This window comes from Sphingomonas degradans (genome assembly GCF_053502645.1).
Genome location: NZ_CP177172.1, coordinates 1,357,545 through 1,373,895 on the forward strand (window position 1 = coordinate 1,357,545; position 16,351 = coordinate 1,373,895).

The window sequence follows — 16,351 nt, forward strand, 5'->3', positions numbered from 1 at the left end:
CCCCTCAGCTCGCGGCGATCGCGGCCTTTTCCAGTCGCCTTGCCAGGATCGCGCAGGCGATCAGCTGAAGCTGGTGGAACAGCATCACCGGCAGGATGATGAGGCCCACCTGACTGGCCGGGAACAATACGCCCGCCATCGGCACGCCCGACGCGAGGCTCTTCTTCGATCCGCAGAACAGCAGCACCACGGCGTCCTCGCGCGGCAGGCGCATCCACTTCGCGACGCCCCAGGTCGCGCCGAGCACGATCCCCAGCACGACGCAGCACGCGACGACAACCAACGCGAGATCGGCGGCCGACACCTGGTTCCACAACCCGGCCACCACTGCCGCACCGAATGCCGTATAGACCACCAGCAGGATCGATCCGCGATCGACAAAGGTCAGCAGCTTCTTGTTGCGCGCCACCCACTCGCCGATCAGCGGCCGCAACAGATGCCCCACGACGAACGGCAGCAGCAGCTGGAGCAGGATTTGCTCGACGGCGGAGATCGAGATGCCGCCGCCCGAGCCGGTGCTGCTCTGCATCAGCAGCGCGACGAGCAGCGGGGTAAGCACGACGCCGGCCAGGTTGGAAAACGAGGCGCTACACACGGCGGCGGCAACGTTGCCCCGCGCCATGGCGGTGAACGCGATCGACGACTGTACCGTGGAGGGCAGCAATGTGAGGAACAGCATCCCTGCCGCCAGCGACGCATCGAGCACGCCCAGCTTGAGCACGCCCAGCCCCAGCAGCGGGAACAGGATATAGGTGGCGGCGAACACCGCCAGATGCAGGCGCCAGTTGCGCGCGCCGTCCAGGATCGCCTGCCGCGACAGCTTGGCCCCGTGCAGGAAGAACAGCGCGACGATGCCGATATCGGCGGCGGTTTCGAAGATGGGGACGCCCACCCCGCGCGGCGGCAGCAGCGACGCCAGCACCACGGTGCCGACGAGCATCAGGATGAACGGTTCGAAGATCGAAAGGATTCGGCGGATCATCCGTTTCCTCTGTCACGCACCGGCGGGCGGCGCAAACGCATAGCCTGTCGCCGGTTCGCGCCAGACGCCCATATTGTTGATGGAGCGCGGCGCGGGCCTGGTCGGGGCCCGCGCCGCGGGCGGTCAGCCGGGAGTCTGCCAGCCACCACCAAGCGCAAGGAACAAGGATACCGTCGCGTCGGAGCGCTGCGCCTCGGCCGCCGCGAGCAGCGCCTCGGCGGATGCCAGCGAGCGTTCGGCGTCGAGCACGACCTGGAAATTCTCCGCACCCGCGCGATAGCGCAACCGGGCGATCCGCGCCGCTTCCTCGCCCTGCTCGCGGGCAGAACGCAGCGTTGCCACGCGCTGGCCCTGTGCCACGTAATTGCTCAGCGCGGTCTCGGTGTCCTGCAACGCAGTGAGCCACGTGCCGTCGAACGTCGCCAGCGCGCCTTCCGCCGTGGCTTCGGCCTGGCGGATGCGCGCGCGGGCGACGGTGATGTTGGGGAAGCTCCACGAAATCAACGGCCCCAGGCTGAACTGGAGACCCGATTTCTTGAATACCTGATCGGCGGATGTGCCGACGCCACCGATCTGTCCGCCGAGGCTGATGTTGGGATACAGGTCGGCGGTTGCCACGCCCACGCGCGCCGTCGCCGCGGCAAGGCGGCGTTCGGCGGCGCGGACGTCGGCGCGACGGGCTAAAAGCCCCGCGCCGTCGCCGACGGGGATCGGCGAGGTAACTTGGGGCAGGGTTTCGCACTCTGCCACGTCGGTGGGAAATTCCGCCGGCGGCTTGCCGGTCAGAACCGCAAGGCGGAACAGGGCCGATTTGCGTGCAGCCTCATAGGTCGGGATGTTCGCCCGCGTCTGTTCGAGCAGCGACCCCGCGCTGCTGGTGTTCAACCCGGTGCCACGACCGCCCAGTTCCAGCCGGCGCGTGATGTCGAACGTGTCCTGCTGCACGCGCAGCGATTCGCGCGCCACCGCCAGCTGGCGCCCTGCGCCGCATGCGTCGGAATAGGCGCGGATCGTCTCGGCGACCACGGTAACGCGGGTGAGGTCATAGGTTGCCTGTACCGCGTCGGTATCGGCGCGGCTGGCCTCTATCGTGCGCGATATCTTGCCGAACAGATCGACTTGATAGCTGGCATCCAGCCCGCTCGTATAGTTCTCGCCTTCGATGCTGCCACCGGGCTGTCCGAACGAGGCACCGGGAAGGCGACGATAGGTGCCCTGCGCGCTCAGCGTGGTGCTGGGCAGCCGGGCAGTCCGGCTTTCGCTGAGCACTGCGCGTGCCTGCCGCAGATTGGCGGCGGCGACGCGCAGGTCGGTGTTGGCCGCCAGCGCTTCGTTGACCAGCCGGTCGAGGACGGGGGCGTCGAACAGCTTCCACCAGGTCGCGGGCGGCGCGTCGGGGACGAACCCCGGCGCATTCGCCTCGGCAAAGGGCTTTTGTGCCGGCACCTTGGCGGCGGGGGAGACATAGTTCGGGCCGACCGCGCACCCGGACAGGGCCAGCGCAGAGGCGGCGGCGATCAGGACGGGCTTCATTTGGGCTCTCCGGCGATGACGGTCTGGTGCTCTGCGGGGGGCGTCTTGTCGGCGCTCCGCTTGGCGCCCAGGCCGCGCATCAGGACATAGAAGATCGGCGTGAAGATCAGGCCGAAGATGGTCACGCCCAGCATGCCGAACGACACGGCGGTGCCCAGCGACTGGCGCATTTCCTGGCCCGGCCCCGTCGCGATCGCGAGCGGGATAACGCCGAACAGGAACGCGAAGCTGGTCATGAGGATCGGGCGAAGCCGCGAGCGTGCCGCATGGGCCGCCGCCTCGAACCGATTCATGCCCTCTTCTTCACCCTGTTTGGCGAACTCCACGATCAGGATCGCGTTCTTCGCCGCCAGTGCGATCAGCACCACCAGGCCGACCTGCGTCAGGATGTTGTTGTCCATTCCCCGGACGTTGACGCCCAGCATTGCCGCCAGGATGCACATCGGCACGATCAGGATCACCGCCAGCGGCAGCGTGATCGATTCATATTGTGCCGCCAGCACCAGGAACACGAACACCACGGCAAGGACGAAGATCAGCGTGCTGCTGCCTGCCTCCTTCTGCTGATACGCCAGCCCCGTCCATTCGAACGTATACCCCGGCGGCAGCACCTGTCCGGCCATCTGCTCCATCGTCGCCAGCGCTTCGCCCGACGACACACCGGGTGCCGCCTGACCCTGAAGCTCGACGGCGGGCAACAGGTTGTAGCGCACGACGCGCGCCGCGCCCGAATCGCGGTGGAAGGTCGCGACCGACGAGATCGGCACCATCTGGCCCGAGCTGGATCGCACCTGCAGGCGGCCGACATCGCTTACGTCGTCGCGCGACCCGGCATCCGCCTGTGCGGTCACGCGGAAGGTGCGGCCGAGCAGGTTGAAGTCGTTGACATAGGTCGAGCCGATATAAGTGCCGATCGCGTCGAACACCTGGCTGGGCTGGACGCCGAGCAACTGCGCCTTGTCGCGATCGATGTCGGCGCGGATGCGCGGAACCGAGGTGTTGAACAGCGAGAAGACCTGGTTGACCTTGGGCTGCTGCATCGCCGCACCCATCATCGCGCCGGTCACGCCCTCCAGCCCGCGATAGCCGGCATTGGCCGAGCGGTCCTGGAGCATCATCACGAAGCCACTGCCATTGCCCAGGCCCTGGACCGCCGGCGGCGAGATCATAAAGATGCTGGCGCCGTCGATCTGCCCGGCCAGCGCGCCGGTAAGCTCGCCCGCAAGTGCCGCGGCACTCGCCTTGGACCCGCGCTCCGACCAGTCGCGCAGCTTCAGGAACACCACGCCCGAGTTGGACGCCTGGCTGAAGCTTGCGCCATCCAGGCCGGCAAAGGCGACGCCGTCGATCACGTTCTCGTTCTTGCTGGCGATCGCATAGGCCTTGTCGACGATCGCGCTGGTGCGGTCGAGCGACGCGCCCGGCGGCAACTGGATGACGCCGATCAGGAAGCCCTGATCCTGTTCGGGGATGAACCCGGTTGGGGTAGCCGTGAGGCGCCAGCCGGTCAGCGCGAGCAGGCCAGCATAAACGATCGCCATGATAAGCCCCATGCGGATCAACCGCGAGGTGAGCTTGCCATAGCGATCCGACAGCCAGTCGAACGCCTGGTTGAACTTGTGCCCCGCCACGCGGACCGGACGCAGCCAGCGCGGGCCCTCGTCGACGCCGTGCTCGACGTGCGGCTTGAGCAGCAGCGCGGCCATCGCCGGCGACAGCGTGAGCGACACGATGAGCGAGATGGCGGTCGATGCGGCGATCGTGACCGCGAACTGGCGATAGAAGATGCCGGGAATGCCCGAGATCATCGCCGTCGGAACGAACACCGCGATCAGCACCAGGCTGATGGCGATCAGCGCGCCCGACACTTCCTTCATCGTCCGGTGTGCGGCCTCACGCGGAGACAGCCCGTCGCGGATGTGCTTCTCGACGGCCTCGACCACGACGATCGCGTCGTCGACCACGATGCCCACCGCCAGCACGAGTGCGAACAGCGACAGCGAGTTGATCGAATAGCCCAGCGCCAGCTGCACCGCGAAGGTGCCGATCAGGGCGATCGGGATCGCGATGATCGGGATGACCGCCGCGCGCCATGTCTGGAGGAACACCATCACGACGATCACGACCAGGATCACCGCCTCGAACAGCGTGTGCTCCACGGCCTCGACCGATGCGGAGACATATTCGGTCGGATTGTAGGGGATCGAGTATTTCAGACCCTGGGGGAAGTCCTTGGAGATCGTCTCCATTTCCTTGAGCACCAGGTCGGCTGCGTTCAGCGAGTTCGCACCCGGCTGCTGGACGATGGCCAGCGCGATACCACGCGCGCCGCCGATCGAGCCGCGGATCGAATAATCCTGGCTGCCCAGCTCGACACGGGCCACGTCGCCCAGCCGCGTGATCGCACCGCCCGCAGGGTCGGCCTTGATCGTGATGTTCTTGAACTGCTCAGGCGTCTGGAGGCGGCCCTGCACGTCGACAGGAACCTCGAACGACGGATTGCCCGCGCCCGCAGGCGACTGGCCCACGGCGCCGCCCGCGACCTGGACGTTTTGTCCCTGCAGCGCGGTGACGATCTCGCCCGCGGTCAGGTTGCGCGCGGCAGCCTTGTCCGGGTCGATCCAGACGCGCATCGAGTAATTGCCGCCGCCGAACACGCTGACGCCGCCCACGCCCTTGAGCCGCAACAGGCGGTCGCGGATCGAGGTGTTGGCATAGTTGCCGATATAATCGGTGTTCAGGCTGCCATCGGGCGAGGTGAGCGCCACGATCATCAGGAAGCCCGATTCCTGCTTGCTGACGGTCACGCCGATCTGGCGGACCTGCTGGGGCAGGCGCGGTTCGGCCAGGTTGACGCGGTTCTGCACCAGCACCTGCGCGGCGTTCAGGTCGGTGCCCGGCGCGAAGGTGACGGTGATGGTTGCGGCGCCCTGGGTCGACGAGGAGCTCATGTAGAGCATGCCCTCGACGCCGTTGATCTCCTGTTCCAGCGGGGCGGCGACCGTGTCTGCGATCGTCTCCGCCGGCGCGCCGGCATAGGCCGCGGTGACCGCGATGGTCGGCGGGGCGATCTCCGGATATTGCGACAGCGGCAGCAGCGGATAGCAGAACGCGCCGATCAGCGTGATGAAGACCGCGATGACGCCCGCAAAGATCGGGCGCTCGATGAAGAAGCTCGAAATGTTCATGGCGCTGGCCTCAACGGCCGCCGGCGGGCAGAGCCGTCGACGCGGGGAGGGCGTTGCTGGATGGCGCTGCCGCCTGCGGTGCCGGGCCTTGCGTGATCTTGCCGGGCTGGGCCGTGACCTTCTGCCCCGGACGGGCGCGCTGGGCGCCGCCGATCACGACGCGATCGTCGCGGTTGATGCCGCTGCGGATCACGCGCAGGTCGCCGCGCATCGGCCCGGTCTGCACCGGCCGGGCGACCAGCGTGCCGCTCTTGTCCACGACATAGACGATCTGGCGCGCGGAATCCGCCATCACCGCGCTGTCGGGGACCAGCATCGCCGGATAGGTGCGCGAGGATTCCAGCCGCAGCGAACCGAACATGCCCGGCTTCAGCAGGCCGCCGGGATTGTCGATGATCGCGCGGGCGCGGATCGTGCCGGCGCCGGCATCGAGCGCGTTGTCGATGAAATCGAGCTTGCCCGCATGCACGAAGTCGGATTCGTCGCTCAGCTTGACGCGAACCGGGGTGCCGGGACGGACGCCGGCGTCCTGCCGCTCATATTTGAGCAGCAGCGCTTCGGAGCCGTTGAACACGAAATGCAGCGGATCGACCGAAACGATCGTGGTCAGCACGGTGCTGTCTGCAGTGACCGAGTTGCCGGCATCGACCTTGCGCTCGGAAATCCGGCCGCTGATCGGGGCCGTCACGCGCGTGAAGCCGACGTCCAGCCGGCGCGCGCGTACGGTCGCCTGCGCTGCGGCAACCTGCGCCGCGCCCGAACGGACCGCCGCGTTGCGCTGCTCGACTTCTTCCTGGCTGGCCGCGCGCTGCGACACCAGCGCCTGCGAGCGGGCGAGTTCGGTGCGCGCGTTGACCAGCGTGGCCTCTGCCTGCGCGACCTGCGCTACGGCCTGCGCCAGCGCGGCCTCCGCCTGGCGCGGATCGATCGTGAAGAGCAACTGGCCCTTCTTGACCATCTGGCCATCAGTGAAATGGATGCCATCGACATAGCCGGAGGCGCGTGGGCGCACCTCGACGTTCTGGATCGCTTCGAAGCGGCCCACGAATTCGTCCCAGTCGGACACGTCCTGCACCAGCGGTGCGGCCACGGTCACGGGAGGGTTGCCCTGGGGCGGCCCCGAGTCGGCGCCTTTACCGCAGCCGGTTAGGGCGAGTGCCACTGCGATAGCGGTGGCTGCAAGCATCTGAGATTTGTTCGAAAACATGAGTTTGCGTTCCTGATCCGGCTTTGCCGGCATCCTCTCTAAAGGGACCGTCTCTCTACGGATGGTTCCCCGACAGGATGAGGCGCTAAGCGTGTCTCGAATCTTTGTCAACGGTTGTAGACTTATCGTCGCCAGGCGCGTTGACCTCGATCGGGTACATGATAGGAGACACGGATGATTCCGCCAACTAAGGGTTCGTCACGCACCCGGAATGCCGCTGCCACCAGGGACGCGATGCTGGCGTCCGCGCGCCGCCATTTTGCCCGAGACAGTTACGAGAATGTCGGCTTGCGCGAAATCGCCGGCGAGGTCGGCGTCGATCCCGCGCTGGTGAGCCGGTATTTCGGCAGCAAGGAGCAGTTGTTCACCGAATGCGTGCGCGGTGGCGACGAGGATATGATGAAGGGCGTGGGCCGTGAAGGCGTCGCCGAATACCTGACCGCGCTGCTGCTGGACGACGAAGAGAACCCGGAGGAGGCCGATCAGCATATCGATCGCCTGCTGATCCTGTTGCGCTCCGCGTCCTCGCCCAAGGCGTCGTCGATCATCCGCGATACCATCAGCGAGGACATTCTGGGGCCGATCGCCGCCGTACTGGACGGGCCCGACGCCGATATGCGCGCAAGCCTTAGCTTTGCGGTGCTGGTGGGCGTGGCGATTCTGCGCACCGCGATGGCCAACGATCCGCTATGTGCCGTCGACGATGGCCAGTTGCGCAAACGACTTGTCGCGCTGTTCGAGGGGGCGCTCGCGTCCTGCCCCGATGGCGAGTAGCACCAAAGGACAGGTGCAGTAGAGCGCAACTATTCGCCGAATTTTATTTGTCTGGTTTTGGGCTGCCGCGCGTCTAAAGGTCAGGAAGGAGACCCGAAACACTAATGCCAACCCTGGCAGACATGCTGGCAAAAGCCAGACGCGCGGTGATGCGGCGCGGGGTTTCCGAAGAGGATGCGGACGAGCTTGTGCAGGATGCTTTCCTGAAAATCGAACGCTATGAGCGCACCCATGACGCGCGCTCGAAAGAGGCGCTGCTGGTCACCGCCGCCGTCAATCTGTCGATCGATCGGTCGCGCCGCCGTGCGCGTTCGCCGTTTGTCGATATCGATGATTTCCAGTCGATTGCGGATCATACGCCCGATCCTTCGCAGATTGTCGAGCAACAGGCGCGGCTGCGCCATGCGGCGGCGGGGCTGGAGCGCCTGCCCGAGCGGACGCGCCGCATCCTGCTGGCCCGGCGTCTCGACAATCTCAGCTATGCCGATATCGCCGCGCGTGAGGGCATGTCCCTCGCGGCGGTCGAGAAGCAGGTCGCGCGGGCGACGCTGCAACTGATGCACTGGATGGCGGAATGGTGAGCCGTCGCAACCGGGCCATCGATGCCGAGGCCGCCGCCTGGGTCGCGCGGCTGAGCGCGCCGGACCGCAACACCGCGACCGATGCGGCGCTCAAGGGGTGGCTGCACGCCGATGCCGCGCATCGCGACGCCTTCGAGCGGGCGACCGAGATCTGGGCGATCCTGCCCGGCGCGGCGCTCTATTGCGCCGATGCCGAGCGCAGCCGCCCCGCCGCGCGACTGCGGTCGCGCCGGGCGATTCCGCAGTCTACGCGCGGCCGGTTTGCCGCTGCCGCGATCGCCGCGTCGTTGCTGCTGGCTGTGAGCCTGGGCGTGCGGACATACGTGTTCGACCGGCCCGTCGAGTATGCGACGCGGATCGGCGAACAGAAGGTTACGACGCTGTCCGACGGCACCCGCATTGCGCTCAACACCGATTCCGAAGTCGAAGTCGCCTACCATCCCGACGAACGCCGGGTGCGGCTGGAACGCGGCGAGGCGATGTTCGAAGTCGCGCCCAATCCCGCCCGCCCGTTCATCGTCAGCGCGGGCGACAAACAGGTGCGCGCCGTCGGCACCAGCTTCATCGTCCGGCGCACGGCGCAGGGCGTCGTGGTGACGCTGATCCAGGGCAAGGTGGCGATCACCGATACCGGCGCCCGGCGCGCGTCGCCGTTGCCGCCGACGATCCTCGCCCCCGGCGAGCGGTTGACCGCGACCGAGGACGCGCCCTCGGTCGTCGATCAGCCCTCGATCGAGAGCGCCACGGCATGGCGGCGGGGGCAGGCCGTGTTCAACGACCTGCCGCTGGCGCAGGCGGTGGCCGAGATCAATCGCTATGGCGGGCCGCGCGTGACGGTGGACGATCCCCGCGTCGCGGCGCTGCGGGTGTCGGGCGTATTCGCGACCAACGACACCGCCGAGTTCGCCGCCGCGATCGCTGCGCTGCATGGCCTTCGTGTCGAAAGGGGAGGGCAAAGCCTAAAGATCGTGCGCTAAACCTCTCCCGGCGACATTTTTATTGCGAGACCATGTCGGTTTTGCAACGCAGCATCGTCTAGCCTCTTGAGGGCCTCGCCGGCTTTGCGGGTCCCGACGGGGGGAATCGATGGTTTCTGACAAGACGCTTTCGGCGGTGGCCGCTATCGCCTGGGTGCTGGGGGCGCCCGTCGCGGCGCAGGCACAGGCAAATTTCGCGTTCGACCTGCCGGCGCAGCCGCTGGAGCGCGCGTTGCGCGCCGTGGCGACGCGAACCGGCACCAACATCGTGTTTTCCGGTGCCACGGTGCAGGGCAAGCAGGCGCCGCGCTTGTCGGGCACGTTCACGCCCGCCGCCGCCTATCGCGCGCTGCTGCAAGGGTCGGGGCTGTCGCTGGGGGTGACGAGCGGGGGCTCGTTCGTGGTCACCGGCCCGCAGACCGGGGATCGCGCGCCGGGCACGATCACCGGCCATATCGTCGAGGCAGACGGCAACCGCAATGTCGCGGGTGCGCTGGTGCGGATCGTCGAGACGGGGCAGACGACGACCGCCGACGATCTGGGCGGCTTTCGCTTTCCCGGCATCGCGCCGGGCACCTACACGATCGAGATTTCGTTCCTGGGCTTTCCGACGATCACCCAGAGCGTGACCGTGGACGGCACTGCCCAGCCGCCGCTGGAGTTCGCAATGGGCGAGGGCGGGACCCGCGCGGCGGAGATCGTCGTCTATGGATCGCGCAGCGCCCGCGCCAACGCGCTCAATCTCCAGCGCACCGCCGAAAACAGCGCCGATGTCATTTCCGCCGACGACCTGGGCAATTTCACCGGCACAACCTTTTCCGACGCACTGCGCCGCGCGCCGGGCGTGTCGTTCCAGCGCGACACGCTGACCGGCGACGGGACGAACGTGGTCGTGCGCGGGCTCGAGCCGGACATGAACGCGGTCAAGCTCAACGGGCTCAACCTGCCGGTGGGCAACGGCACCGGGCGTTCGGCGGACCTGAGCAACCTGCTGGCGGATTCGGTGAGCAAGATCACGATCAGCAAGTCGCTGCTGCCGAGCCAGGACAGCGCCGGCACCGGCGGTCTGGTCGAGATCGAGACGCTGTCGCCGCTCAACCGGCCCCGCCGCTACGCCAATTTCCTGATCGAAGGGGGCAAGAGCGCGAAGGATTTCAACAAGGATTTCCTGGTTTCGGGCACGGTCGCGGGCACGTTCGGCAATCTTGGCCTGAGCGCGTCGGTCCAGTATCGCGACGTGAGCGCGCGGACGATTTCGTACAACAATGTGCTCCAATATGGCCGCAGCCTGCCGCTGGATGCCAATGGGCGCCCGACGATCCTGACGTTCGAGCAGGTCAACCCGCTGACGATCTTCCCGTTCGTGGAAGGGGCCGTGGACGCCTATCCGACGCGGCTGGAGACCAATTTCAACCATGTCGACCAATCGACGCTGGCGGGCACCTTTTCGGCCGAGTGGCGGATCGGGGATCACACCAACCTGAAGCTGGACATCCAGCATTCCGAAGCGAACCGGACGACCTATTCGCTCCAGGACGCATTCGGCGCGGCGAGCAAATATACCGATCGCCCCGGCGGCGCGGCGCTGGCCGAACTGAACCTGAGCCTGGCGCCCGGCAATGCGGCGATTTCGCGCGACCAGAGCTATGCCTATGACCGCGACGCCAAGACGATCACCGATACCTACAGCTTCAACGGCAAGACCACGCTCGGCAAGGTCGAACTGACCTATCTGCTCGGCTTCGCGCATGGCACCGAGACGCATCCGGCCAGCTTCACCACCCAGTTGCGGATGCCCAATGTCGATGCGACCGCCGCGATGTTCGCACCCGAGGCGACCGACGCCACCGGCGGCTATATCATCACCCCCTGGGGCCCGCGCCACGGCAGCGACATCCCGCTTCCCTATCTGAGCGCGGCGGGGTGGAGCTTCGTCAACAATCCGGCCAATTTCCGGATCGAGAACGCCAGCGGCCAGATCGACACCACCACGGGCAAGAACGATCGCTATACCGCCAGCTACAGCGCCAAGTACCTCGCCGACTGGGGCCCGGTGAATTACATCGAGGCGGGCGCCTATCTGGAGCGGACCGAGTTTCGCAGCAACCTTGTGCGGTCACAGCTTGGCGGCGGGGTACTGGCCTCGGCACTGCCGCTGGAATTCGGGCCGTCCGACCTCAGCCAGATCGGCATGACCGGCGCCGGCTTCTCGGTGGTGAGCGAGCGGTCGCTGCGCAATTTCGTGGGCAATATCGCGCAATATGCCGGCGGGCCGACCGGCTTCACCCTGACCCCGATCGTGCCCAACCCCGATCAGGACAACCAGCGGACGATGGAACAGACCATCGCCGCCTATGTCCAGACGCGGCTCGATTTCGGCAAGCTCGAAGTGATCGGCGGGGTGCGCTACAACCACACCGAACTCAATGCGCGCAACCTGATCTTCCCCAGCTATATCGGCCCGATCCTGCCGGCGAACGGCGGCGGGTTCGGCAACGACCTGGTGTTCCAGAACGCCTTTTCGCGACTGGTGACGGAAAAGGCGACCGCGGCCGATTTCCTGCCGCGCGTGCTGTTCAACTATCGGGAAAGCGACAACCTGATCTTCCGCGGCGGCTATTTCATGTCGGTCGCGCGGCCCCAGATCGGGCAGCTTTCCACCCAGACGCGGATCAGCTTCATCAACATCCCGATCCCCGGGCCGGAGGGTCCCAAGCCGATCCTCCAGATCAACACCGGCAACCCGAACCTGAAGCCCGCGACGACGCAGAATTTCGACCTGAGCGTGGAATATTACCACAAGATCGGCGTGATGAAGCTCAGCGGCTTCTACAAGCGGATCGACAATCTGCTCCAGGCCAACGTCACCAACGGCCCGGCGAACCTGACGGCGGTGACGCTGCCCAACCATCCCTATTTCCAGGGCGCGCCCTATTTCGACCCGGCGCACCCCGAAAATGCGATGATCACCGGCACGACGCCTGCCAACAGCGATCATGTCGCCACGATCTGGGGCATCGAGACCCAGGTGGAGCGGCAGTTCGATTTCCTGCCCGGCGCGTGGAACGGGCTCGGCATCTTTGCCAACTACACCTTTACCAAAAGCTCGCGCGCGGAGCGCTATTCCTGGGCCTATGGCGCCACCGGCCAGTCGGTGTTCGAGTTCCTGTCGATCCCCTTCAGCCAGCAGCCCAAGCATTCGGGAACGGCGGCGCTGACGTATAACAAATACGGCATCGACGCGACGCTGGCCTATGGCTTCCAGTCGCGTGCCATGTCGATGTTCCGCCCGCGCGGGCTGAGCGTCTACAGCGAAGGCGTGCAGACGCTCGACTTCCGCGCCGAATATTATCTGCGCCCGAGCTTCGGCAAGATCCGGGTCTATGTCGAGGCGTCGGACCTGCTCAAGGGCACGTCGACGCCCGATGTGCAGGAGACCTTCGGCGGCACCGGCACCACGCCCAAATTCTACACCCGCGCCACCTATCTGGGCGGGCGCAAGTTCAAGCTGGGCGTCTCGACCACGTTCTGATCGCGTCCCTTCCGGCTGGCGTCCGCCCCGGCGGGCGCCGGTCTTGTTCTCGTTCCCAAGGATTTGCTTCGCCATGAAGGCCACCCGACTGCTTCTCGCGGCCACTGCGCTCGCACTCAGCGCCGCCGCGCCCGCCCGGTCTCAGGAGGCCGTACCCTATCAGCAGTTCACGCTCGCCAACGGGCTGCGCGTCGTCGTGCATGAGGATCACAAGACGCCCAAGGTCGCGGTCGCGGTCTGGTATCGGGTGGGCTCGATGAACGAGCCCCAGGGCAAGTCGGGCTTCGCGCATCTGTTCGAGCATCTGATGTTCAACGGCTCCGAACATCACGACAAGGAATATATGCCGCCGCTTCAGGAAGTTGGCGTGTCGGCGGTCAATGGCGCGACGGCGTTCGACCAGACCTATTATTACGAAGTCGTGCCGACCGGCGGGCTGGAGCGGGTGCTGTGGCTGGAATCGGATCGGATGGGCTATCTGCTCGGTGCGGTGACTCAGGCCAAGCTCGACGAGCAGCGCAAGGTCGTCCAGAACGAGAAGCGCACGCGCGAGAACATGCCCTATTCGGCGATGAGCGATCGCCAGATGGCGGGCGTGTTTCCGGTGAACCACCCCTATTACCACAGCATCATCGGGTCGATGGAGGACCTGAACGCCGCCTCGCTCGAGGATGTGAAGGACTGGTTCCGCCGCTATTATGGCGCGTCGAACGCGGTCGTCACGCTTTCGGGCGATGTCACCCTGGCGCAGGCAAAGGCGCTGGCGGAGAAATATTTCGGCAGCGTACCGGCGGGGCCGCCCACGGGGCGCGTGACCGCATGGGTGCCCGTGCTGGAGCGCGAGCGTACCGAAGTGCTGCAGGACGATGTTCCGCAGACCGCGATCGCCTGGACCTGGCCAGTGCCGGGCGGCAATGCGGCGGAGGCGCCCGCGCTGCGGCTCGCGTCGCAGATCCTGGGCCGGGGCAAGACCGCGCGCCTGTATCAGGCGCTGGTGCGCGACCAGCAGATCGCGAGTTCGGCGTCGGCCAGCTATGACAGCTTCTCGGTCGCGGGCACCTTCACCATCGAAGTGCGGTTGAACGCCGGCGTCGATCGCGAAAAGGCGAAGGCGGCCGTCCAGGCGGTGCTGCGCGACTTCCTTGCGACCGGGCCGACCGAAGCGGAGCTGAAACGCACCAAAACCACCGCCGTCGCCGACAATGCCCGGGCGATGGAATCGCTGTTCGTCAAGGCGATGGCGCTGTCTTCGGGCGCGCTGTTCCACGACGATCCCGGTCATTATGCCAAGGACGAGGCCCGGCTGGTTGCGACCACGGCGGCGCAGGTCCGCACCGATTCGAGCGCGTGGCTGACCAAGCCGTCCTACACGCTGACCGTGCTGCCCTATGGCAAGCCCAAGAGCGTGGCGGATGCCGCCGACCGGACGAAGATCCCGCCGCTCGGGCCGTCGCCGGCGCTGACGTTGCCCGTGCTGCGCGAGGCGCGGCTGTCGAACGGCATCCGCGTGCTGCTGTCCGAACGTCCGGGCACGCCGACGGTGGACATGGCGATGGTGTTCGACGCGGGGCAGGCCGCCGAACAGCATATGAAGCGCGGGCTCCAGGGCCTTACGCTGGGGATGATGGACGAAGGCACGCGGACGCTGTCGTCGCAGCAGTTGGCCGAGCGGCAGGCGATGCTGGGCGCGCGCGCCTATGCCTATAGCGACAGCGACACGACCGACTTCGCGCTTTCCGCGCTCAAGACGGCGCTGCCCGAATCGCTCGCGCTGTGGGCCGATTACATCCGCAACCCGGCCTTCCGTCCGGCGGACCTGGAGCGCGACCGCGCGCTGCATCTGGCCGGCCTGTCGCAATCGCTGGCCGATCCCGGCGACCTGGCCCAGCGCGCGTTCGGCAACCTGCTCTATGGCAAGGACCATGCCTATGGCACCCAGTTGGCCGGCCGGGCCGATACGCTCAAATCCATCACCCGCGACGATCTCGTCGCGTTCCACGAAAGCTGGATACGCCCGGACAACGCCGTGATCTACGCGGCCGGCGACACCACGCTGCCGGTGTTGGTCGCCGCGCTGGAAAAGGCATTCGGCGATTGGAAGGCCCCGGCGCGCCCGATCGGCACCAAGACGCTGGAGACACCCCCGGCACAGACCGCACCGCGCATCGTGCTGATCGATAAGCCCGGCGCGATCCAGTCGGTGATCCGCGTCGGGCAGCTGCTGCCCAGCGCCGCCGACCCGCGCGATTTCGACATCAACGCGATGAACGACGTGCTGGGCGGCAACTTCACGTCGCGGCTCAACATGAACCTGCGCGAAGGCAAGGGGTGGACCTATGGCGCCAACAGCTATGTCGCCGATGCGCGCGGGCCGCAGGCGTTCGGCGTCGCGACCAGCGTGCAGACCGACAAGACGGCGGAGGCACTGGGCGAGATCGACAAGGAACTGCGCGGCATCGTTGCCGACAAGCCGGCGACGCAGGCCGAGCTGGACCTGTTGACCAAGGGCGCCGTGCTGGCGCTTCCCGGCCAGTTCGAGACCAATACTGCGATGGTCGGCTATCTGCAGCAAGTGAACCGGTTCGGCCGGCCCTATGACTATGTCACGACGCTGCCTGCCCGCTACGCCGCGCTGACGCCCGCGACGATCGCCGGGGCGGCGCGGCTGCTGCATCCCGACGCGATGACCTGGGTCGTCGTCGGCGACCTGACCAAGATCGAGCAGAAGGTGCGCGACCGCAAGCTCGGCGCGGTCGAGGTGTGGGACGCGGAGGGCCACAGGATTCGCTAGCGGATACGGTGCTCCCGCTGGCGATAGGTCTCCCCGCCGGGGCTCTCGAAAGGGGCATCCGGCGGGGAGGCTGCACCGATGCCCCCTCGCGAATCCGCGTCGCCTGCGCTACCGAAAGCCCATGCGTTTCCTGATGTTGCGCGCCGTCGCGCTCTTGCTTCTCGCCATTCCCACGCCTGTGCTCGCCCAGCCGCGCGCTGCGCCGGGCGAGGTGCGGGTGCGGCTGGTCACGTCCGAAGGCGCGATCGTGCTGGCGCTCGATGCACGGCGGGCGCCGCGCACCACCGCCAATTTCCTGGCCTATGTCGATGACGGGCGGCTGGACGATACCGAATTCTATCGGTCGTCCCGCCGGACGGGCAACCCGAAGCTCGGGTTCGTCCAGGGTGGGATCGCCACCGATGCCCGCCGGATGCTCGACGCGGTGCCGCTGGAGCCGACGAGCAGGACCGGGCTGCGCCATACCGATGGCACCGTCTCGCTTGCGCACGGCGCCGATCCCAATTCGGGCAACGGCAATTTCTCGATCATGGTCGGCGACAATCCGTCGCTCGACGCACGCGGCCCGACCGGCGGCTATGCCGCATTCGGGCATGTCGTGTCGGGGATGGACGTGGTCCGCCGCATCCTGGCCAAGCCCACCGGCGGCGGGCGCGGCGTGATGCGCGGGCAGATGATCCAGCCGCCCGTCAGGATTATCCGGGCGGAGCGGCTGGACGGTGCGCCCAAACCCTCCGGGCGACCCAAGCCCTGGCTGCTGGGTCTTCCGCGCCGCTGAGCGCGGGC

Annotated in this window: 10 protein-coding genes; 6 read left to right on the plus strand and 4 right to left on the minus strand. The window is 66.9% G+C overall.

The annotated features are described in order from the left end of the window. Positions 1 to 4 precede the first annotated feature (4 nt). From ACG3SL_RS05995 to ACG3SL_RS06010, 4 genes are all read right to left on the minus strand, one after another. Entirely contained in the window at positions 5 to 982 is a 978-nt protein-coding gene (locus ACG3SL_RS05995) for a bile acid:sodium symporter family protein (RefSeq protein ID WP_448664229.1), read from the minus strand. 123 nt (positions 983 to 1,105) lie between these two features. Then, on the minus strand, positions 1,106 to 2,515 hold the full coding sequence (locus tag ACG3SL_RS06000; RefSeq protein WP_448664230.1) for an efflux transporter outer membrane subunit: 1,410 nt from the start codon (positions 2,513 to 2,515) through the stop codon (positions 1,106 to 1,108). Beyond that, the gene (locus tag ACG3SL_RS06005) at positions 2,512 to 5,703 is read right to left on the minus strand and encodes an efflux RND transporter permease subunit (RefSeq protein WP_448664231.1); all 3,192 of its coding nucleotides are present in this window, start codon (positions 5,701 to 5,703) and stop codon (positions 2,512 to 2,514) included. The genes ACG3SL_RS06000 and ACG3SL_RS06005 overlap by 4 nt, the downstream gene beginning before the upstream one ends. Before the next feature lie 10 nt (positions 5,704 to 5,713). Continuing rightward, positions 5,714 to 6,799, minus strand: a complete 1,086-nt coding sequence (locus ACG3SL_RS06010) for an efflux RND transporter periplasmic adaptor subunit (protein ID WP_448664232.1) — start codon at positions 6,797 to 6,799, stop codon at positions 5,714 to 5,716. Between the two features lie 285 nt (positions 6,800 to 7,084). Here ACG3SL_RS06010 and ACG3SL_RS06015 point away from each other — a divergent pair, with 285 nt between their 5' ends. From ACG3SL_RS06015 to ACG3SL_RS06040, 6 genes are all read left to right on the plus strand, one after another. Beyond that, positions 7,085 to 7,684 (plus strand): TetR/AcrR family transcriptional regulator, encoded by a 600-nt coding sequence (locus ACG3SL_RS06015; RefSeq protein WP_448664233.1) that lies wholly within the window; start codon positions 7,085 to 7,087, stop codon positions 7,682 to 7,684. A 104-nt stretch (positions 7,685 to 7,788) separates the two neighbouring features. Beyond that, positions 7,789 to 8,265: an RNA polymerase sigma factor gene (locus ACG3SL_RS06020; RefSeq protein WP_448664234.1), complete on the plus strand. Its 477-nt coding sequence runs from the start codon at positions 7,789 to 7,791 to the stop codon at positions 8,263 to 8,265. After that, on the plus strand, positions 8,259 to 9,242 hold the full coding sequence (locus tag ACG3SL_RS06025; RefSeq protein ID WP_448664235.1) for a FecR family protein: 984 nt from the start codon (positions 8,259 to 8,261) through the stop codon (positions 9,240 to 9,242). The genes ACG3SL_RS06020 and ACG3SL_RS06025 overlap by 7 nt, the downstream gene beginning before the upstream one ends. Before the next feature lie 109 nt (positions 9,243 to 9,351). Further along, complete coding sequence (locus tag ACG3SL_RS06030) at positions 9,352 to 12,774, plus strand: TonB-dependent receptor (RefSeq protein WP_448664236.1); 3,423 nt, start codon at positions 9,352 to 9,354, stop codon at positions 12,772 to 12,774. 73 nt (positions 12,775 to 12,847) lie between these two features. Continuing rightward, entirely contained in the window at positions 12,848 to 15,565 is a 2,718-nt protein-coding gene (locus tag ACG3SL_RS06035) for a M16 family metallopeptidase (RefSeq protein ID WP_448664237.1), read from the plus strand. Positions 15,566 to 15,686: 121 nt separating this feature from the next. After that, on the plus strand, positions 15,687 to 16,343 hold the full coding sequence (locus tag ACG3SL_RS06040; protein WP_448664238.1) for a peptidylprolyl isomerase: 657 nt from the start codon (positions 15,687 to 15,689) through the stop codon (positions 16,341 to 16,343). The last annotated feature ends 8 nt before the right edge of the window (positions 16,344 to 16,351 follow it).